Source organism: Mycetocola zhujimingii (genome assembly GCF_003065425.1).
In the GTDB taxonomy this organism is placed as follows: Bacteria; Actinomycetota; Actinomycetes; order Actinomycetales; family Microbacteriaceae; genus Mycetocola_A; species Mycetocola_A zhujimingii.
The window spans coordinates 2,159,861-2,179,398 of the sequence record NZ_CP026949.1 but is presented as its reverse complement, the minus strand read 5'-3'; the positions used below and the strand labels follow the sequence as shown (position 1 = coordinate 2,179,398).

Here is a 19,538-nt window from a genome sequence, read left to right as displayed (position 1 = left end):
AACACAGCTAACTTAAACGCTGTGCCCCGGAGTTGGGAGCGCAGAATCTCTCTCTCAGAACGCTTCGCACCGCGGGGCGTCGGTTTCTGTGCCCGCGTACTCGCGGAGGACGCACCACACAGTGAAGAGGAAACACAGTGAAGAAATCACCCCTGAAGAGCGCACTCGCAACCCTGGCCGTTCTGCCCATCGCCGCGCTGCTCGCTGGCTGCGCCGGAAACGCCGGCTCGGCGGACGGCGGCAGCGAGACAGTGAAGATCGGTGTCGTCGGCGCGAGCGACCCGTATTGGGAAACCTACGTCGACGCAGCAGCTGACGAGGGAATCACTGTCGAACTCGTCGATTTCTCCGACTACAACCAGCCCAACCCGGCGCTCGCCGAGGGCGAGGTCGACCTCAACCAGTTCCAGCACATCATCTACCTCGCCGACTACAACGAAGCGAACGGACAGGACCTCGTTCCCGTCGGCGCGACGGCGATCTACCCGCTCGGCCTGTACTCGTCGCAGTACGACTCAGTGGAGGACATCCCGGACGACGCGACAGTCGCCGTTCCGAACGACCCGAGCAATCTCTCGCGAGCGCTCCTCGTGCTGCAGTCGGCCGACCTCATCACCCTCTCCGATGGCGGCAGCATCTACTCGACCCTCTCTGACATCGACGAGGACAAGTCACGCGTCACGGTCACCGAGCTCGACCCGACGCTGACGGCGACGTCGCTTCCCGACGTTGCCGCCGCGATCATCAACAACGACTTCATCGTCGACAGCGGGCTCGAAGCAACCGACGCCATTGCGCAGGATGACCCGTCCGACCCGAACGCACTCCCGTACGTCAACATCTTCGCCGCCCGCGCCGAAGACAAGGACAACGAGACGTACCAGAAGCTCGTCGAGATCTACCAGGACACGAAGGCCGTCACCGACGGCGTGGTCGAGAACTCCGGAGGGACCGCTGTGATGGTGAAGACCCCGGTCGACGAACTCGTCGAGTCGCTGGAGAGCGTCCAGAAACAGATTGCCGAGCAGGGCTAAAAGCACCACGAACGAGCCTGAGGCGCCGGAGTTTGTGACTCCGGCGCCTGTTCGCGTCATCGAGAGGAACACCAGTGAGCATCGTCAGCATGACGGATGTCGTCAAGTCTTATCCGCCGGCCCAGAAGGGCGGCGCGCCCGTCGTCGCCATCGACGGCGTGAGTATCGAGGTCGAACCGGGCGACGTCTACGGGATCATCGGCTACTCGGGAGCGGGGAAGTCCACGCTGGTCCGGCTCGTGAACGGGCTCGAGAAGGCGACGTCAGGAAGCATCGTCGTCAACGGGACCGAGATCACCTCGCTCAAAGAGCGCTCAATGCGGGCGGTTCGCGGCGACATCGGAATGATCTTCCAGCAGTTCAACCTCTTCAACTCCAAGACCGTCGCAAAGAACGTGGCGTACCCGCTCGAGGTTGCTGGCCGCCCGTCGGCCGAGATCACCGAACGCGTGGCGGAGATGCTTCGGTTTGTCGGCTTGAGTGACAAGGCGAAGAATTACCCTGACCAGCTGTCCGGAGGCCAGAAGCAGCGCGTCGGTATTGCGCGCGCTCTCGCGACCTCGCCGTCGTTACTGCTGGCCGACGAAGCGACGAGCGCGCTCGACCCGGAGACGACGAGCGAAGTCCTCTCGCTCCTCGACCGGGTCAACCGCGAACTCGGCGTCACGATCATCCTCATCACCCACGAGATGGACGTCATCCGCTCGCTCGCCACCAAGGTGGCCGTGATGGACGGAGGCCGGATCGTGGAGCGGGGAGATGTCTTCGACGTCTTCTCCTCGCCACAGAACGCCGCATCAGCTCGGTTTGTGTCCACGGTCGTGCAGGGCATCCCGTCACCGGTCGAGGTCGCGACACTCCGCGCTCGCCACGACGGACGGATCGTCACCTTCTCGTTCCGTGACGGCAACGACTCACAAGCGCAGGTCTTCCTCGACCTCGCGGCAGCCGGCATCCGCTTCGAACTCGTCTACGGCGGGATAAACGACATCCGTGGCCGGGCGTTCGGCCACCTGACGCTCGCCCTCCAGGGTGATGACGCCGCGCTTGACGCGGCCCTGGCGCAGATTGAAACCCACTCTGAAGTAACGGAGGTGCGCTGAGCATGGACAAACTGATTGATCTTCTGCCCCAGCTTGGCGAGGCGGCATGGGAGACGCTCTACATCGTCGCCGCGAGCTTGGTGTTCGGCGGTATCGCCGGCCTCGTGATCGGACTCGGCCTCTACGTCACGCGTGCGGGCTCGATTCTCGAGAACCGGGTCGCGTTCACGGTGATCAACGTCCTCGTCAACATTTTCCGGCCCATCCCGTTCATCATCTTCATTGCGGCCATCCAGCCGCTCGCGCGGCTCGTGCTCGGTACAGGTATCGGCAACGGGGCGCTGATCTTCGCCATTTCCATCGGTGCGGCATTCGGTATCAGCCGCATTGTCGAACAGAACCTGCTCACGGTGTCACCCGGCGTCATTGAGGCCGCGCGTGCTGCAGGGGCCAGCCCGCTGTACATCATCCGGACCGTGCTGATTCCTGAAGCTCTGGGGCCGCTCATCCTCGGCTACACCTTTGTCTTCATCGTGCTCGTCGACATGAGCGCGGTCGGCGGGTACATCGGCGGTGGCGGCATCGGAAACTTCGCCATCCAGTACGGCTACCGGCAGTTCAACCCCCTCGTTACCTGGGCGGCCGTGCTCGTGGTGATCCTCTTCGTTCAGCTCATCCAGTTCTTCGGCAACGCGCTCGCGCGCAAAATCATGCGTCGTTAGCGGGGGAGGCCGCGTCGAAGTCGAGGCTCAATTTGCGCAGCAGCCCTGCCAGCTTGTGCTGGTCCGCTGGCGACAGTGATGCCAGGATGTCTGCCTCGGCATCGACGAGTCTCGTGATGGCCGCGTCGACGCGGGTCAGTCCGGTCGGGGTCATCACAACGAGGATGCCGCGGCCGTCTCCGGGGTCTGCCTTGCGTTCGACGAGACCGGATGCTACGAGCCTGTCGATCCGGTTGGTCATGGTGCCGCTCGAGACCAGGGTCTGCTGGAGCAGTTGCTTGGGACTGAGCGTGTACGGGCGACCCGCGCGACGAAGGGCGCTCAGCACGTCGAACTCCCACGACTCGAGCTTCGAGCGCGCGAACGCTGTGCGCCTTGCGCGATCGAGATGCCTGGTGAGCCTGGCTACCCGCGAGAGCACCTGAAGGGGAGCGAAGTTCAGGTCGGGCCGCTCGCGCTCCCACGCCTCGACGATCCTGTCGACTTCGTCACTCGTTTCGGCCATTTCTCCATTATCGTGCCTCTGACCGGCCGGGTCGGCGGCCATTATCTGGCAGACTTGACTCTTGCGTAGGCTCCGGCGTGCGCGGTCCGCCTTAGTGTAATGGCAGCACGGCAACCTTTGGAGTTGTTCGGTCCAGGTTCGAGTCCTGGAGGCGGAGCGGAATGAGCGGCTCCCAGCCGGCACGACAGCTACGGTCCACCTGGAACCTGGCCCAATCGACACTTCGGGGGAAATACCTGTGGCAGACACCAAACTTGCAATCGTCATCCTGGCCGCCGGTCAGGGCACGCGAATGAAGTCAGCCACCCCGAAACTCCTGCACCCCCTCGCGGGAGTGCCCATGGTCAGCCATGTTCTTGCGACCGCACGAGCGCTCGACGCCGCACACGTTGTGGCCGTGGTGAGGCACGAGCGCGACCGCCTCGTTGAGGTCATCACCGCTGAACTGCCCGAAAGCATCATTGTCGACCAGGACGAGGTGCCCGGAACAGGGCGCGCGGTCGAGCAGGCCGTTGCCGCTCTTCCCGACGCCTTTGACGGGGACGTTCTCGTCATCAACGGCGACGTTCCGCTTCTCGACGCCGACACCCTCACCTCCCTGGTCTCGCGGCACAGGGCGGATGGCGCCGCTGCGACGCTGCTGTCGGCGGTTCTCGCCGACGCGACGGGGTACGGACGCATCATCCGCACGACCGACGGTGCCGTCGACTACATCGTCGAGCAGAAGGACGCTACCGAGGCGGAGCGCGCGGTCTCCGAGATCAACGCGGGTGTCTACGTGTTCTCTCTGTCACTGCTCCGCACCGAGCTCGCAAAGCTCACGACGAACAACGCGCAGGGGGAGAAATACCTGACGGATGTCGTCGGTCTGCTCCGCGCGGACGGACTCGACGTCTCGGCCATCCCCGTCGCTGAACCCTGGCTCGTCGAGGGAGTGAACGATCGCGCCCAGCTGAGCGCACAGGCCGCACGGCTCAACGCAATGATCATCAGGGGCTGGCAGCTCTCCGGCGTCACCATCCAGGACCCGTCATCCACGTGGATCGATGTGCAGGTGACCCTCGCACCCGACGTCACGGTCAAGCCGGGGACCCAGCTGCTCAGGGCAACCGATGTCGCCACCGGCGCCATCATCGGCCCCGACACGACGCTCGTCGACTGCGAGGTCGGTGCGAACGCTGAGGTGAAGCGCACAGACGCGACCCTCGCCGTGATCGGTGCGGGAGCATCCGTTGGTCCGTTCTCCTTCCTCCGGCCCGGCACCGTCCTCGGCGCTGACGGCAAGATCGGGGCGTTCGTTGAGACGAAGAACGCGAAGATCGGCACCGGCAGCAAGGTGCCCCACCTCTCCTATGTCGGTGACGCCGAGATCGGGGAGCAGTCGAACATCGGCGCCGGCAGCATCTTCGCCAACTATGACGGAGTGAAGAAGCACTCGTCTGTCGTCGGCTCACACGTGCGGACCGGCTCGCACGGCGTGTTCGTGGCGCCGGTTACAATTGGAGACGGCGCGTACACAGGTGCAGGCACCGTCGTCCGCAAGGACGTGCCCGCAGGGGCGCTCGCGATCAACGTAGCTCCGCAGCGCAACATGGCGGGCTGGGTCGAAACCCATCGGGCCGGCACAGCGGCCGCCACCGCAGCTGCGGCGGCGTCCGGACAGACCACAAACCCCCACGAAGAAAACTAAGCGGTACAACGCCGGCTCGGCCGGCAGGAAGCGGGCCATGTGTCTGGCATCAAAATGAGCGGAGAGAAGCGACTCGTCCTCGTATCGGGTCGTGCTCACCCCCAACTGGCTGTCGACATTGCAGCCGAACTCGGCTCCGAACTCGTTCCGACCGACGCACGCACGTTCGCCAACGGTGAGCTCTACGCACGCTTCGACGAGAGCGTCCGCGGGTCTGATGCCTTTGTGATCCAGTCGCACACTGCTCCCATCAACGAGTGGTTGATGGAGCAGCTCATCATGGTCGACGCGCTCAAGCGTGCTTCGGCGAAGCGCATCACAGTGGTGGCACCGTTCTATCCCTATGCACGCCAGGACAAGAAGGGCCGTGGACGCGAGCCGATCTCTGCCCGTCTCGTCGCTGACCTGTTCAAGGTCGCCGGGGCAGACCGGATCATGTCTGTCGACCTGCACGCCGCTCAGATCCAGGGTTTCTTCGACGGTCCTGTCGACCACCTGTTCGCGATGCCGGTGTTGCTCAACCACTTCCGCGAGAAGCTCGATCCCGAAACACTCACCGTGGTTTCGCCCGACATGGGCCGCGTGCGCGTTGCAGACATCTGGAGCGACAAGCTCGGAGTGCCGCTCGCCATCATCCACAAGCGCCGCGATCCGCTGGTTCCCAACCAGGTCTCGGTGCACGAGATCGTCGGGCAGGTCGAGGGCAGGGTCTGCCTCCTCGTCGATGACCTCATCGACACCGGCCGGACCATCGTTCGGGCAGCGGAAGCACTCAAGGCAGCCGGTGCGATCGGCGTTGTCGTCGCGGCCACCCACGCGGTCTTCAGCGATCCGGCGACCGAGATCCTGCAGAGCGACTTCATCGACTCGGTCGTGGTGACCGACACGCTCCCCATCCCCGACGAGAAGCGGTTCGAACGTTTGACAGTCCTGCCTATCGCGCCGCTTCTGGCCCGTGCCATTCACGAGGTCTTCGAAGACGGTTCAGTGACGAGCATGTTCGACGGGGCGGCGTAGCCCCAAAACCTGGCTGAGCGAACCCTGGCTGAGTGGCGCCGGACCGCCGGTGCCACACAGGGTAGAGGACGGGGTATCCCGATTACCCCGTCCTCCAAGACCCTCGATCATGGTCCGGCGTCCGGGTGCTCTCACTAGCACCTAAGCGGTCCAGTTTCGGGGAGGATCTTATACCGAGATGGTAAGTAATCCTGGGCCGGAATGGAAGGGCCTGACGCTTCCCGCCCGAAGATCTGTCGTCGCCACCGTGAACGGCGCGCGAGTTCGACAGGTCGACGTCGTCACCGGCGCGAGCGCCGTCTAGCCTGAGAAGCCGTGAAGATCCGACCGGGCGATGCGGGCGGCGCTCTCAAGGAGGTCGTCCTCTGCGATGGCGATGCCCGCGTCGGAGAACCGCTCGCGGAGCGCTTCGAGAACCTCTGCCTCGTCGTGCCCGGCAAGGTCAGCTTCCTCCTGGATGAGGATGCCGGCGATCTTCTCGTCGATCGGCTGCGGGTGCTGGTCCTGCACCGGCGCTGTTGTGTCCCGTGCGATTTCTGAATCCGACATGTGGCCTCCTGGTGTTGTTCCCATTCTGTACTCAGCCAGAGCCCCGACCCAACCGTCCGCCGGCTAGTAAAGGAAGATTGCCAGCCAGTCCAAGTTGTGGGCGTGGAGCAGGACGAGGAACAAGATGAAGTCGAAGAGCAGGTGGACGCTGACGATGTAACTCAGTGACTTGGTCTGGCGGAAGATCCACCCCTGCAGGACCGCAAACGGATAGATGATGAAGGGGCCCCACGCGTGGAACCCCAGCTCCCACAGGAACGACGTGAAGAGAACGGCCTGCAGCAGGTTCGCCTGCCAGTCGGGGAAGTGCCGCCGAAGCAGTGTAAATGTGGTGCAGATGAAGAACAGCTCGTCCCAGATCCCCAGAACGTTTGTCCCGAGGAACAGTCGCGCGATGCTTCCGGGGTCAGATGCCGCCGGCCAGTTCTCGTAGACGCCAGTGGGAATCATGTAGATCGGCAACAGGAACCAGCCGAGGATAACGACGGCGATGAGATAACCGAACTCGATCCGGGTCCAGCGTTTTCCGGTCAGGACAGGGAACTTAATCGCATGGTCGCGGTAGATGAACCTGGACACGAGGTACGGGATGAGAACCGCCGCGGCGAGCGCTGCGCCCATCAGGAGCATGTGCTCCCACTCGATGTTGGTGTTGATGGGAACGAGGCTGAGGGCAAGGAGCCCGACGGCGACGAGCACGACGTCGCGGGCGAGTCGACGGTCAACGATCACGGCCGCGACCAGTGTGACGGCGAGGGTGATGTAGCCGGCCGGGCGCTCGTCAAGTCCGAAGAGCAGGAATCCCGACAGTGCGAGCAGGATGCCTGGCAGGAGCTTCCAGCTCACCGCCGGTCGGGTTTCTGTCGCGGCAAGCGTGGGGGTGTTGGTCATGTCGGGGATCCTCGGTGAGCCGGGCTGTGAATCTCGAGCGTACAGGGATCCGTGGGCCGCCCGCTGGTATGCCGCGCGTGACAGACAACGGGCCCCTCGCTGTGCGAGGAGCCCGTCACCGGTGAATTCGTCAGGCGAACCTCAGTGGGTGTCCGCCGCTTCGATCTCTGAGCGGTCGCCCGACCAGAGCGTGTGGAAGGTGCCCTCGGCGTCAACGCGGCGGTAGGTGTGTGCGCCGAAGAAGTCCCGCTGACCCTGGATGAGCGCGGCGGGCAGTCGGTCGGCGCGAAGCCCGTCGTAGTACGACAGCGACGACGCAAAGGCGGGGGACGGGATGCCGGCCTGCGCTGCCGCAACGACGACCCGGCGCCAGGCGTCTTGTGTGCGTGAAACGGCGTCGGTGAAGTACGGTGCGGTCACGAGCGCGACCAGACCCGGGTCCTGGTCGTATGCCTCGGTGATGCGGTTCAGGAACTGGGCGCGGATGATGCAGCCGCCGCGCCAGATCTTGGCGATGTCGCCCTTTTTGATGTCCCAGTTGTACTGCTCGGCCCCGGCGACGATCTCGTCGAAGCCCTGGCTGTACGCGATGATCTTCGACGCGTAGAGCGCCTGCCGAACATCTTCGACGAACGCATCCGCGTCGTCGACCGTCCACTGCGTCGATGGTCCAGGAAGGTGGGCCGCGGCCTGGCGCTGGTCCGGCTTGGATGACAGCGACCGTGCGAACACCGCTTCGGCGATTCCGGAAACGGGGATGCCGAGGTCGAGCGCCGTCTGGACGGTCCACGCTCCGGTTCCCTTGGCGCCTGCCTGGTCGACGATGACATCGACGAGGGGCTGTCCGGTTGTGGCGTCGACCTGGCGCAGCACCTCGGCGGTGATCTCGATGAGGTAGCTCTCGAGTTCGCCCTTGTTCCACTCGGTGAAGATGTCGGCGATCTCGGCGGGGGACTTGCCCGTGCCACGGCGGATGAGGTCGTATGCCTCCGCGATGAGCTGCATGTCGGCGTACTCGATGCCGTTGTGGATCATCTTGACGAAGTGGCCGGCGCCGTCGGTGCCGACGTGGGTGACACACGGTTCGCCCTCCGCGACAGCGGCGATCGACTTCAGGATCGGTCCGAGGGTCTCCCACGCTTCAGCTGATCCGCCCGGCATGATGCTCGGTCCCTTGAGCGCGCCTTCCTCGCCGCCGGAGATCCCGGCACCCACGAAGTTGATGCCGGTCTCGCGAACGGCCTTCTCACGGCGGATCGTGTCGGTAAAGAGTGCGTTGCCGCCGTCGACGATGATGTCGCCCGGTTCGAACACTTCGGTCAGCTGGTTGATGACGGCGTCGGTGCCGGCGCCAGCCTTCACCATGATGATGGCCGTGCGCGGCTTCGAGAGCGACGCCGCAAATTCCTCGATGGACTCCGATGCGACAAAACCGGCCTCGGGGAACTCGGCCACGACCGCCCGCGTCTTCTCGGGGGACCTGTTGTAGATCGCGACAGTGTTGCCCTCGCGGCTCGCAAGGTTTCGAGCGAGGTTCGATCCCATCACCGCCATCCCGATCACGCCGATGTTTGCCTGTGCGTTGGCCATGGGGCTCTCCTCTGGTTGTCGTGCAGTGTGAAAAAACCGGGTCGCCGGAAGAAACTCGTGAGCTGCAGCGCGGTGCCTCTACCGCTCAACGCTAGCAAATGCTGTCCCTCGCGAATCGATCCCCATACGCTCGTCATGACCCATTCGCCGTCGCCGTCCGAAGGAAATCAATGAAGATCGAAAAAGCCGACGTCATCGTCACAAGTCCTGACCGCAACTTCGTCACGCTCAAGCTCACGACAGAGGACGGCGTCACCGGCCTGGGCGACGCCACGCTCAATGGCCGCGAACTCGCCGTCGTCTCCTACCTCACCGAGCACGTCGTGCCGCTGCTCATCGGCCGCGAGGCACACAACATCGAAGACACGTGGCAGTTCCTCTACCGCAGCGCGTACTGGCGCAGAGGCCCGGTCACCATGGCCGCCATCGCCGCCGTCGATGTCGCACTCTGGGACATCAAGGCAAAGGTTGCGGGGATGCCGCTGTACCAGCTCCTCGGCGGCGCATCGCGCACAGGACTGATGGCATACGGGCACGCTTCGGGCAAGACCCTCCCCGAACTCTTCGACAGCGTGCGCGAGCACCAGGAGCAGGGCTACAAATCAATCAGGATCCAGACCGGCGTTCCGGGCCTGAAGTCGATCTACGGCATCGCGTCGAACGCGACCTTCGAGGCGAACAAGGGCGTCCGCTACGACCATGAGCCTGCCCAGCGAGGCGCCCTGCCCAACGAGGAGGACTGGGACACCCGCAGCTACCTTCGCCACGTCCCCACCGTATTCGAGGCCGTGCGCAACGAGTTCGGTGCTGAAATCCCGCTGCTCCACGACGGACACCACCGCATGACGCCCATCCAGGCCGCGAAGCTCGGTAAGTCGCTCGAGCCGTACGACCTCTACTGGCTCGAGGACTGCACGCCGGCCGAGAACCCCGAGGCTCTTCGGCTCGTGCGCCAGCACACCACGACGCCGCTCGCGATCGGTGAGATCTTCAACACGGTCTGGGACTACCAGCAGATCATCCGCGAACAGTTCATCGACTACGTGCGGAGCGCTGTCACTCACACCGGTGGAATCTCGCACCTCAGGAAAGTGCTCGACTACGCGGCGCAGTACCAGATCAAGTCGGGGATGCACGGGCCGACCGACATCTCACCGGTGGGGATGGCCGCTGCGATGCACCTGGGCCTGTCGATCCACAACTTCGGGATCCAGGAGTACATGCAGCACGGTGAGAAGACCAACAGTGTCTTCGAGCAGTCGTTCACCTGGAACGACGGCATGCTGCACCCGGGCAACAAACCGGGCATCGGGGTCGAACTCAACGTCGATGAGGCGGGCAAATATCCGTACGAAACCGCGTACCTGCCGTACAACCGGCTCGCCGACGGTACAGTTCACGACTGGTAGACGGTAGATTCGGCAAATGTCACAGCAGACCACGGCCCACACGCAGATCATTGTGATGGGGGTGTCCGGCTCGGGAAAGAGCACGATCGGCGCACTCATCGCCGGTGCCCTCGGGGTGCCGTTCGTCGATGGAGATGCGCTGCATCCCCGGTCCAACATCGAGAAGATGGCCGGTGGGCATCCCCTCGAGGATGCAGATCGCTGGCCCTGGCTGGCGCTGGTCGGCCGAACGCTGGCGGATGCCGACGGAGCGGGTGGCATGGTCATCGCGTGTTCCGCGCTGCGGCGTGCGTATCGCGAGGCGATCCTCGAGAGCGCTCCACACGCCAGATTTGTCCACCTTGACGGCAGCCGCGACGTGCTCGCCTCCCGGCTCGAGGGCAGGAGCGGTCATTTCATGCCGCCGAGTCTGCTTGATTCGCAGTTCGCGACCCTGGAGCCGCTTGCTCGCGACGAGCCGGGCATCGTCGTCGACATCGACCGGCCGGTCGCGGCCATCGTCGATGACGCCGTCGCGAGGATCCGGGCGGGAGAGGGCATTCGAGAGGGCGAGGATGCCCGGGCGGACGAAGGTGTGGCCGGCGCCTGACGCAGCGGGGCGCCCGACGGATGCTGTAGACTGGGCGACTGAACTTCGGCGAGGGATGCTGTGCGCTCACGGGCACTGCGGCATCCGTTATCGACGCGGTGGGCAAGGCACTTACTTTTCTTACCCAAGAACTGGCTTTTCCTCACGCTGACATGCGTTCGAGTTGAACCGAGGCCGGTCCGCCGTCCTCGCACCAGACCCACGGAGCATAGCTCCGGTAAGCGAAGAGCTGTAAGGCTCACCAAAGGAGAATCACCATGGCTGACGACAACAAAGTAGTCGCAGAAACCCGCACCAAGTTCGGCAAGGGTGCTGCCCGCAAGCTCCGCGCTTCAGGCAAGATCCCCGCCGTCATGTTCGGTCGCGGCACCGAGCCCAAGCACCTGGCCCTCCCGGCGCACCAGATCGGCCTCATCATCCGCAAGTCGAACGCGCTCCTCGAGCTCGACATCGACGGCGTCGAGAGCCTGGCCCTCGTCAAGGACGTCCAGAAGGACCCCGTGCTCCGCATCATCGAGCACCTCGACCTCATCGTCGTCATCAAGGGCGAGAAGGTTGTCGTTGACATCCCCGTCCACATCGAAGGCGAGCCTGCACCGGGCTCCGCTATCAACCGCGACGCGACCACCCTGTCGATCGAGGCTGAGGCGACGCACATCCCCGAGTTCCTCGTCGTGTCGATCGAGGGCCTCGAGGTCGGCGCTCAGATCCTCGCGAAGGACGTCACGCTGCCGAACGGTTCCAGCCTGCTCAGCGACCCCGACCTGCTCGTCGTCGCCATCGCAGAGCCTGAAGAGACCGAAGAAGAGGCCGAGGCTGCCGCTGAAGCTGAAGCCGAAGGCGAGTCCGCCGCCGAGTAATCTCGGTCGATAGCCTGACGAGCCTGCCGGTGCGCGATTTTCGAATTGTGGACCGGCAGGTTCGTCGCCTTAACGAGGGCACAGGCTCGCTGTCGAAGGAAGGGTTCATCCATGTGGTGGAACAGGAAGAAGGAGCCGAACGTGGCTGAGAACACCTGGCTGGTCGTCGGACTCGGCAACCCAGGCCCGGCCTACGCCGGCAACCGCCACAACGTCGGACAGATGGTCGTCGACGAATTGGCCAGGAGGATCGGCGCGAACTTCACCAGGCACAAGACGCCGGCGGTCGTCGCCGAAGGTTTCCTCGCCCCTGGCGGGCCGAAGCTCATCCTCGCCAAGCCCAACAGCTACATGAACCTCTCCGGCGGCCCTGTCGCCGCTCTCCTCAAGTTCTATTCCCTCGACCCGTCGAGGCTCATCGTCGTCCACGACGAACTCGACATCCCGTTTGACGCCCTCAAGCTCAAGTCCGGCGGCGGGCACGGCGGTCACAACGGTCTCCGCGACATCGCCAAGGCCGCAGGCACCCCCGACTTCATCCGTGTTCGGGTTGGCATCGGGCGGCCACCGGGCCGCCAGGACCCTGCGGACTTCGTGCTCAAGGATTTCGGGCCGACTGAACGCGCTGCGCTGCCCAATCTCCTGTCCGACGCCGCAGACGCCGTCGAACTCATCGCCACGGACGGCCTCGCCGCAGCCCAGCTGAAGGTGCACTCACCGGCCTGAGGCGCCCCACCGCTCGGCGCGCTGTCAGTGAGCGCGCGTAGACTGGACCGGTGATCCTCTCGGGCTTAATCGCAGCGCTTTCGCGCGCCTCCACTTTTGACAACGCATTTTCCTACGCGACCCGTGACGCCGATTTCTCGGTCACCGACGGGTTACGCGCGCCTCTGCTCGCCGGCCTCATCGACGCGAGGCGAAAGTCCGAGCGACCTGCCTCCCTGTTTGTCGTCACCCCCACCGGTCGTGACTCGGAGTTGCTCCGGGCGGCCATCGGCGATGTGGTTCCGGATGCCACGATCGTCGACTTTCCGGCGTGGGAGACGCTCCCGCACGAGCGCTTGAGCCCCAGCGCCGAGATCGTCGGTAAACGACTCGCTGCGTTGCGCACCATGAAGCTGTGGCGGGGGGACACCCCACTCATCGTCGTCGCGTCGGTCCGGGCGGCTCTGCAGCCCGTCGCCGACAACCTCACAGACATCGCACCGATCGAGCTGACCGCGGGTTCGCGCGGTCACGATCTGGCCGCTCTCGCTGTTCAGCTGGTCGATCTCGCATACGTCAGGGTCGACATGGTCTCCCGCCGGGGTGAATTCGCGGTGCGCGGTGGCATCCTCGACGTGTTCCCCGCGACAGCGCAGCACCCGTACCGGGTGGAGTTCTTCGGCGACGAAGTCGAGCAGATCCGAGAATTCTCGGTCGCTGACCAGCGGTCGACTCCGGACGTCATCACGAACATCGAGCTGCCACCGAGCCGCGAACTGCTTCTCTCCGATGGCGTTCGCCAGCGCGCCAGGGAGATGCAGCACGAGTTCCCGAGCATGTCAGGGATGCTCGAGAAGATCGCGAATGGCATCCCGGTCGAAGGGATGGAGTCGCTGGCACCCGCCCTTCTCGACAGGCTCGTTCCCGTCAGCCACTATTTCCCCGCAGGCACCGCCGTCGCGGTGATCTCGCCCGAACGCGTCGCAACCCGTGCGATCAGCCTGGCCGAGACCAACCGGGAGTTCCTCGCCGCCGCGTGGAGCGCCGCAACCGCGGGAGCACAGGCGCCCATCGACCTCGAGAGCGGTGAGTTCATTACCCTCGGCGACCTCAGGGACGCGACGAAGTTCACGAGGCCAGGCGAGCCGGCATCCGACCACCCCTGGTGGACGTTCAGCACGTTCCAGCAGGGCCCTGGCGATGTGCTGCCCGAAGAGCGCGAGATGGACGAACTGCTCACCGTTCGGCTCGACGCCGAGCCCGTCCCCAACTTCTCCGGAAACGTGGACGGCGCAATCGCCCACGTGGCCGAGCGGCTGCGCGATGGCTGGACCGTCGCCATCACGGCGCGGGGAGTCGGGTTGGTCGAGCGCGCCGTCGATGTGCTCGCCGAGCACGAGGTCGCCGCACGCCGGGTGGACGAGTTCCCCGAGTCGCCCGAACCCGGGGTTGCCTATCTCCTGCAGGCGACGACCGAGTCCGGCTTCGAGCTTCCCGAGACCAAGCTCGCTCTGCTCGGCGAGAACGAGTTCTACGGCCGCACCATCGGCTACGACTCGCGCCAGGTCAAGAAGCTCGCGTCCAGACGCAAGAACGTGGTCGACCCCCTCCAGCTCAAAGCGGGGGACTACGTCGTCCACCAGACCCACGGCATCGGCAAGTTCGTCGAACTCACCCAGCGTGAGGTGTCAAGTGGCGGGCGCAACGCGACGAAGACCCGCCGCGAATACCTGACCATCGAGTACGCGCCGTCCAAGCGCGGATACCCCGGCGACAAACTGCTCGTTCCTACGGACCAGCTCGACCTGCTGAGCCGATACGTCGGCGGTGAGGCGCCTCAGCTCTCGAAGATGGGCGGAAGCGACTGGTCCCAGGCGAAGGGACGTGCCCGCAAGGCGGTCCGCGACATCGCCGTCGACCTCGTCAAGCTCTACTCGGCGCGCATGGCCTCGAAGGGATTCGCGTTCAGCCCGGACACCCCGTGGCAGCGCGAACTCGAGGAGGCGTTCCCGTTCGCGGAGACCCCCGATCAGCTGACCACCATCGACGAGGTCAAGGCCGACATGGAACGGCCCATCCCGATGGACCGGTTGCTGTCGGGCGACGTCGGCTTCGGAAAGACCGAGGTTGCGATTCGCGCGGCGTTCAAGGCGGTCCAGGACGGCAAGCAGGTTGCGATGCTCGTGCCGACGACCCTGCTCGTCAAGCAGCACTTCGAGACGTTCTCCGAGCGATTCGCCGGGTTCCCCGTACACCTGCGGGCGCTCAGCCGGTTCCAGACGGCCAAGGAAGCCAAGGAAACCCGCGATGGTCTTGAGCGTGGAACCGTCGACGTCGTCATTGGCACCCACCGGTTGCTCAGCGAGGGCATGAAGTTCAAAGATCTTGGCCTCGTCATCATCGATGAGGAGCAGCGGTTCGGAGTCGAGCACAAAGACGCCCTCAAGAAGCTCAAGAAGAACGTCGACATCCTCGCGATGAGCGCGACCCCGATTCCACGCACCCTCGAAATGGCGGTCACCGGCATCCGCGAAATGTCGACGCTCGCGACGCCGCCGGAGGAACGGCATCCGATTCTCAGCTTTGTCGGTCCGTACAGCGACAAGCAGGTCGGGGCCGCCATCCGCCGGGAGCTGCTGCGGGAAGGCCAGGTCTTCTTCGTGCACAACCGGGTATCGAGCATCAACCGGATCGCGGCTCAACTCGCCGAGATCGTGCCGGAAGCCCGCATCGCCGTCGCTCACGGCCAGTTGTCAGAGGCAACGCTCGAGCGTGTCGTCGTCGACTTCTGGGAGCGCAAGTTCGATGTGCTCGTCTGCACGACCATCATCGAGACCGGCCTCGACATCCAGAACGCCAACACCATCATCATCGACCGTGCCGACAAGTACGGACTCAGCCAGCTGCACCAGCTTCGTGGCCGGGTCGGTCGTGGGCGAGAGCGTGCATATGCCTACTTCCTCTATGACGAGAACAAGCCGCTGTCGGAAACCGCTCTCGACCGCCTCTCGACCATCGCTGCGAACAACGAACTCGGCAGCGGAATCCAGGTCGCCATGAAAGACCTCGAGATTCGCGGAGCGGGCAACCTGCTCGGCGGCGAGCAGGCGGGGCACATCGCGGGCGTCGGGTTCGACCTGTATCTCCGGATGATCGGGGAGGCCGTGAGCGAGTTCCGCGGCGACGTCGCCGAAGGGCAAACCGAGCTTCGGCTCGAGCTGCCCGTTGACGCCCACATTCCCGAGGACTACGTCGACAGCGAGCGGTTACGGCTCGAGGCATACCAGAAGCTGTCAGCCGCGAGCGCGCCCGCCGCGGGGGACGACCAGATCGCCCTCGTCATCGACGAACTGACCGACCGGTACGGCGAACCGCCGGCGCAGGTACAAAACCTCATCGCCGTGTCGCGGCTGCGCCAGCGTGCCCAGCGCGCCGGACTCAGTGAGCTCGTCGCGATGGGATCGAACCTTCGGGCGGCGCCGGCGAACCTGCCCGATTCGCTGCAGGCGCGTCTCAGGCGGATGTACCCGGGCGGCAAGTACCTTGCCCAGGCCAATGCCCTGATCGTGCCGATGCCAGACAAGCACGGCGAGAAGCTCGGCGACGCCGACCTGATCGCGTGGGTCACGCAGTTCCTCGACGCGCTCTTCCCCGTTGCCGATGCACCGAAGGATTCCGCGGTGACACAGGATGCCGCGGCGACAGCCTGATCCGCCTCGGTCAGAAAACCAGCGATGCCAGGCATCGATCAGTAGCCCGCATCGATCAGTAGTCCGGCTTCGATCTGTAGTCTGGCTTTGAGTAGCCAACGGAGGTTCTACATGGCATTTTCAGTCGCGAACGCGAGAGTCCTGGTCACCGGCGGTGCGTCGGGAATGGGCAGGCTGTACGCGGAGCGAGCCATCCGTGAGGGTGCCGGATCGGTCACCCTCTGGGACATCGATGCGCTCGCTCTCGACACGACCGCGAGCGAGCTTTCCGGCTACGGCACGCTCGTGCACACCAGGGTGGTCGACGTCTCGAAGCTCGACGATGTCCGGGATGCCGCCCGTCACGAACTGGGGGCAGGCCGGGTTCCTGACGTGCTGATCAACAACGCCGGAATCGTGCGGGGAAACGACTATTTCTGGAACACCGACCCTGAACGTGACACGGAAGCGACGATGCGCATCAACGCGCTCGCCCCGATGCACGTTGCGCGGGAGTTCCTCCCGGCGATGATCACCGAGACCACGCGTGAGAAGCGCATTCTCAACGTCGCATCCGCTGCGGGAACACTGTCCAATCCGCGGATGAGCGTGTACGCGGCCTCGAAGTGGGCGCTGATCGGCTGGAGCGACTCCGTGCGTCTCGAACTCGAGCGCTCCGGAAACCGCCACGTCAAGATCACGACCTTCTGCCCGTCCTACGTGGCGACCGGCATGTTCGAGGGAGCGCGCGGCCCCCTGATGACGCCGGTCCTGCTGCCGGACGTCGCGGTCTCCCGTGCCTGGCAGGCGATGCTCTCCGGCAAGCCGTTCCGGCTGACGCCGTGGACGGTATCGCTCGCGCGCGGCCTCAAGGGAGTGCTTCCGACCGTGGTCTGGGACCAGGTCGCCGACCGGGTATTCCACGTGTACTCGAGCATGGACGCATTCACCGGTCACGCCGCGACTGCGGCGACCGCCACCACGACAGCGAAGGAGCCGAGGGCGTGACGCTGACCGAAGCCACTGCATCCGTTGACCGCACAGGGATCCAGACGACCGTCGGCGATCTCCGCCGAACCTTCGACAGCGGCGCAACGAAGCCGCTGGCCTGGCGCGTGCGGCAACTCCGCGCGCTTCGCCGCATGCTCGTCGAGCGGGGGACAGAGCTCGAGGACGCACTCGGCACCGACCTGGCCAAGAACCCGACCGAGGCCCAGCTGGCCGAGCTCGGGCTCGTGATCGGTGAGATCGATTACACCCTCCGTCACCTGCGGTCATGGCTTCGGCCATCACGGGTGACCGTTCCGGTGAGTGTCGCCCCGGCGTTCGCGAAGGTGATTCGGGAGCCCCTCGGCGTCGTTCTCGTCATCGGACCATGGAACTATCCCGTACAGCTCACACTCGTGCCGCTGATCGGCGCACTCGCCGCTGGCAACGCCGTACTCGTGAAGCCGAGCGAACTCGCTCCGGCGACGTCGGCGCTGCTGGCTGAACTTCTTCCGCAGTATGTCGATCCGTCCGCTGTCCGGGTCGTTCAGGGCGGGGTGGACGAGACCACCGAACTGCTCAGGGAGAAGTTCGACCACATCTTCTACACCGGAAACGGGCAGGTCGGGCGCATCGTGGCGCGCGCCGCCGCAGAGCACCTCACACCGGTCACCCTCGAACTCGGCGGTAAATCGCCGGTGTTCGTCGACGACGACGCAGACCTTGCCGGAGCGGCGCGACGGATCGTCTACGGCAAGATGCTCAACGCCGGCCAGACCTGCGTCGCGCCCGACTATCTGCTGGCAACGAAGGCAACGGCTGCCGCGCTTCTGCCCCACCTGAAGAACGCGATCACCGAGTTCTATGGCGCACGGCCCGAGGAGAGCGTCGACCTCGGCCGAATTATCAACGGCCGCCACTTCGAGCGCCTCGCCGCTTTGATCGCGGACCGTCCGATCGCCATCGGTGGTGACATGGACACTCAGTCGCGGTACATAGCGCCAACGGTTGTCGACGGTGTCACGGCGGATGATGCGCTGATGACCGACGAGATTTTCGGCCCGATCCTCCCGATCGTCCATGTCTCCGGGGTCAGCGAGGCGATCTCCTTCATCAACGGGCGCGACAAACCGCTCGCACTGTACGTCTTCACCGGGCGCAAGGCTGTGGAACGCAGGTTCCTCAGGGAGACCTCCTCTGGTGCTGTCGGTCTGAACATCCCCGCCGCGCACCTGCTCGTTCCGCGGCTTCCGTTCGGTGGTGTCGGCCCGAGTGGCAGCGGGCGCTACCACGGCAAGTACTCGATCGACACATTCAGCCACCAGAAGGCCGTGCTCTCGAAGCCGTTGAAGCCGGACACCCTCAGGCTCATCTACCCACCGTTCACCGACCTGCGCGATCTGCTGGTCCGCACCGTGGTCGCGCGAACCGGACGCTCCCGCCGGTGACCGCCGGCAACGAGGTACCGGTTGGCCATACACCGGAGGTTCCTGGCACGAGGGAGTCTGGCGCGGATGGTTCTGTGGCGCAGATGGCCGCGCTCGCCGCATCGATGAGCACGGTGCTCGACCGGTGTGTGTGGAGCCAGTCGATGACCCACGAGTCGCTCGTGACCTACCTCGTGGAGGAGAGTTACGAACTCATCGACGCCGTCGAGGCCGGCGACAGGGACGCTCTGCTCGAAGAGCTTGGCGACGTCCTCCTCCAGGTGGTCTTCCACGCGGAGATCGCGCGTCGCACCCCCGGGGAGGGATTCAGCCTCGATGACGTCGCCCGAGTCGCGAACGAGAAAATGGTGCGCAGGCATCCGCACGTCTTCGGCGACGAAGTCGCCCTCACCGTTGATGACGTCTACCGGGTCTGGCGTGCAGCGAAGGCGCGCGAGAAGGCGACGCGGACGAGCATCCTGGAGGGCATACCCCAGTCGATGCCGGCGCTCGCGCTCGCGGAGAAGGTGCTCGGGCGCGCGAAGCACGCCGGACTGCGCCCTCGGCAAACGGATGCCGTCGAATCGCCCGATTTCGACGACGAACGGGAACTCGGTGAGCTGCTGTTGGCGATAGCGTCGCGTGCGCAGGAGCAGGGCCTCGACGCTGAGCGGGCCCTGCGCGCAACCCTGCGTGACGTGCAGGATGATCTTCGGCAGGCTGAGGTCGGGGTATCCGCCACGATGGACACGCGCGATGGCGAGACGCGAGACGCCTGACGCCGACTAGCTCCCTGGACCCTGCCTCGCCGTGCGGCGGCGGTGCACTGCT

The 19,538-nt window shown here is 64.9% G+C and carries 17 protein-coding genes and 1 tRNA gene; 14 read left to right on the top strand and 4 right to left on the bottom strand.

Features of this window, described 5'->3' with window-relative positions:
• Positions 1 to 137 precede the first annotated feature (137 nt).
• The 3 genes from C3E77_RS10415 to C3E77_RS10405 all read left to right on the top strand — a co-directional run bounded on the left by C3E77_RS10415 (position 138) and on the right by C3E77_RS10405 (position 2,799).
• Positions 138 to 1,034, top strand: a complete 897-nt coding sequence (locus tag C3E77_RS10415) for a MetQ/NlpA family ABC transporter substrate-binding protein (protein ID WP_234031185.1) — start codon at positions 138 to 140, stop codon at positions 1,032 to 1,034.
• Positions 1,035 to 1,108: 74 nt separating this feature from the next.
• Entirely contained in the window at positions 1,109 to 2,137 is a 1,029-nt protein-coding gene (locus tag C3E77_RS10410; protein ID WP_198412136.1) for a methionine ABC transporter ATP-binding protein, read from the top strand.
• 2 nt (positions 2,138 to 2,139) lie between these two features.
• Complete coding sequence (locus C3E77_RS10405; RefSeq protein WP_108391575.1) at positions 2,140 to 2,799, top strand: methionine ABC transporter permease; 660 nt, start codon at positions 2,140 to 2,142, stop codon at positions 2,797 to 2,799.
• On the opposite strand, the gene C3E77_RS10400 is transcribed toward C3E77_RS10405, so the two are convergent.
• The gene (locus C3E77_RS10400; RefSeq protein ID WP_108391574.1) at positions 2,786 to 3,304 is read right to left on the bottom strand and encodes a MarR family winged helix-turn-helix transcriptional regulator; all 519 of its coding nucleotides are present in this window, start codon (positions 3,302 to 3,304) and stop codon (positions 2,786 to 2,788) included. The two genes, C3E77_RS10405 and C3E77_RS10400, sit on opposite strands and share 14 nt — an antisense overlap.
• 85 nt (positions 3,305 to 3,389) lie before the next feature.
• On the opposite strand from C3E77_RS10400, the gene C3E77_RS10395 reads away from it, so the two are divergent.
• The 3 genes from C3E77_RS10395 to C3E77_RS10385 all read left to right on the top strand — a co-directional run bounded on the left by C3E77_RS10395 (position 3,390) and on the right by C3E77_RS10385 (position 6,011).
• A tRNA-Gln gene (locus C3E77_RS10395) sits at positions 3,390 to 3,461 on the top strand.
• Positions 3,462 to 3,542: 81 nt separating this feature from the next.
• Positions 3,543 to 4,994: a bifunctional UDP-N-acetylglucosamine diphosphorylase/glucosamine-1-phosphate N-acetyltransferase GlmU gene (glmU, locus tag C3E77_RS10390; RefSeq protein ID WP_108391573.1), complete on the top strand. Its 1,452-nt coding sequence runs from the start codon at positions 3,543 to 3,545 to the stop codon at positions 4,992 to 4,994.
• 39 nt (positions 4,995 to 5,033) lie between these two features.
• Entirely contained in the window at positions 5,034 to 6,011 is a 978-nt protein-coding gene (locus C3E77_RS10385) for a ribose-phosphate diphosphokinase (RefSeq protein ID WP_108391572.1), read from the top strand.
• Positions 6,012 to 6,311: 300 nt separating this feature from the next.
• On the opposite strand, the gene C3E77_RS10380 is transcribed toward C3E77_RS10385, so the two are convergent.
• The 3 genes from C3E77_RS10380 to gnd all read right to left on the bottom strand — a co-directional run bounded on the left by C3E77_RS10380 (position 6,312) and on the right by gnd (position 9,041).
• Positions 6,312 to 6,560 carry a hypothetical protein gene (locus C3E77_RS10380; protein ID WP_108391571.1) on the bottom strand — a complete coding sequence of 83 codons (249 nt, stop codon included), beginning with the start codon at positions 6,558 to 6,560 and terminating at the stop codon, positions 6,312 to 6,314.
• Between the two features lie 63 nt (positions 6,561 to 6,623).
• The gene (locus C3E77_RS10375) at positions 6,624 to 7,451 is read right to left on the bottom strand and encodes a CPBP family glutamic-type intramembrane protease (protein WP_108391570.1); all 828 of its coding nucleotides are present in this window, start codon (positions 7,449 to 7,451) and stop codon (positions 6,624 to 6,626) included.
• A 141-nt stretch (positions 7,452 to 7,592) separates the two neighbouring features.
• Positions 7,593 to 9,041, bottom strand: a complete 1,449-nt coding sequence (gene gnd, locus C3E77_RS10370) for an NADP-dependent phosphogluconate dehydrogenase (protein ID WP_108391569.1) — start codon at positions 9,039 to 9,041, stop codon at positions 7,593 to 7,595.
• Positions 9,042 to 9,211: 170 nt separating this feature from the next.
• Between gnd and manD the strand changes: the two genes are divergently transcribed.
• From manD to C3E77_RS10330, 8 genes are all read left to right on the top strand, one after another.
• Positions 9,212 to 10,450 carry a D-mannonate dehydratase ManD gene (manD, locus tag C3E77_RS10365; RefSeq protein ID WP_108391568.1) on the top strand — a complete coding sequence of 413 codons (1,239 nt, stop codon included), beginning with the start codon at positions 9,212 to 9,214 and terminating at the stop codon, positions 10,448 to 10,450.
• 16 nt (positions 10,451 to 10,466) lie between these two features.
• Entirely contained in the window at positions 10,467 to 11,039 is a 573-nt protein-coding gene (locus tag C3E77_RS10360; RefSeq protein WP_108391567.1) for a gluconokinase, read from the top strand.
• Between the two features lie 257 nt (positions 11,040 to 11,296).
• Complete coding sequence (locus C3E77_RS10355; protein ID WP_108391566.1) at positions 11,297 to 11,899, top strand: 50S ribosomal protein L25/general stress protein Ctc; 603 nt, start codon at positions 11,297 to 11,299, stop codon at positions 11,897 to 11,899.
• A 111-nt stretch (positions 11,900 to 12,010) separates the two neighbouring features.
• Positions 12,011 to 12,625, top strand: coding sequence for an aminoacyl-tRNA hydrolase (gene pth / locus C3E77_RS10350; RefSeq protein WP_108391565.1), 615 nt, complete (start codon positions 12,011 to 12,013; stop codon positions 12,623 to 12,625).
• A 50-nt stretch (positions 12,626 to 12,675) separates the two neighbouring features.
• A complete protein-coding gene (gene mfd, locus C3E77_RS10345; RefSeq protein WP_108391564.1) occupies positions 12,676 to 16,314 on the top strand; it encodes a transcription-repair coupling factor in 3,639 nt (1,212 codons plus the stop codon).
• A gap of 111 nt (positions 16,315 to 16,425) precedes the next feature.
• Complete coding sequence (locus C3E77_RS10340) at positions 16,426 to 17,301, top strand: SDR family NAD(P)-dependent oxidoreductase (protein WP_108391563.1); 876 nt, start codon at positions 16,426 to 16,428, stop codon at positions 17,299 to 17,301.
• A gap of 2 nt (positions 17,302 to 17,303) precedes the next feature.
• A complete protein-coding gene (locus tag C3E77_RS10335; protein ID WP_234031357.1) occupies positions 17,304 to 18,728 on the top strand; it encodes an aldehyde dehydrogenase family protein in 1,425 nt (474 codons plus the stop codon).
• Positions 18,725 to 19,486: a nucleoside triphosphate pyrophosphohydrolase gene (locus C3E77_RS10330; protein WP_234031184.1), complete on the top strand. Its 762-nt coding sequence runs from the start codon at positions 18,725 to 18,727 to the stop codon at positions 19,484 to 19,486. The genes C3E77_RS10335 and C3E77_RS10330 overlap by 4 nt, the downstream gene beginning before the upstream one ends.
• Positions 19,487 to 19,538: the final 52 nt, after the last annotated feature.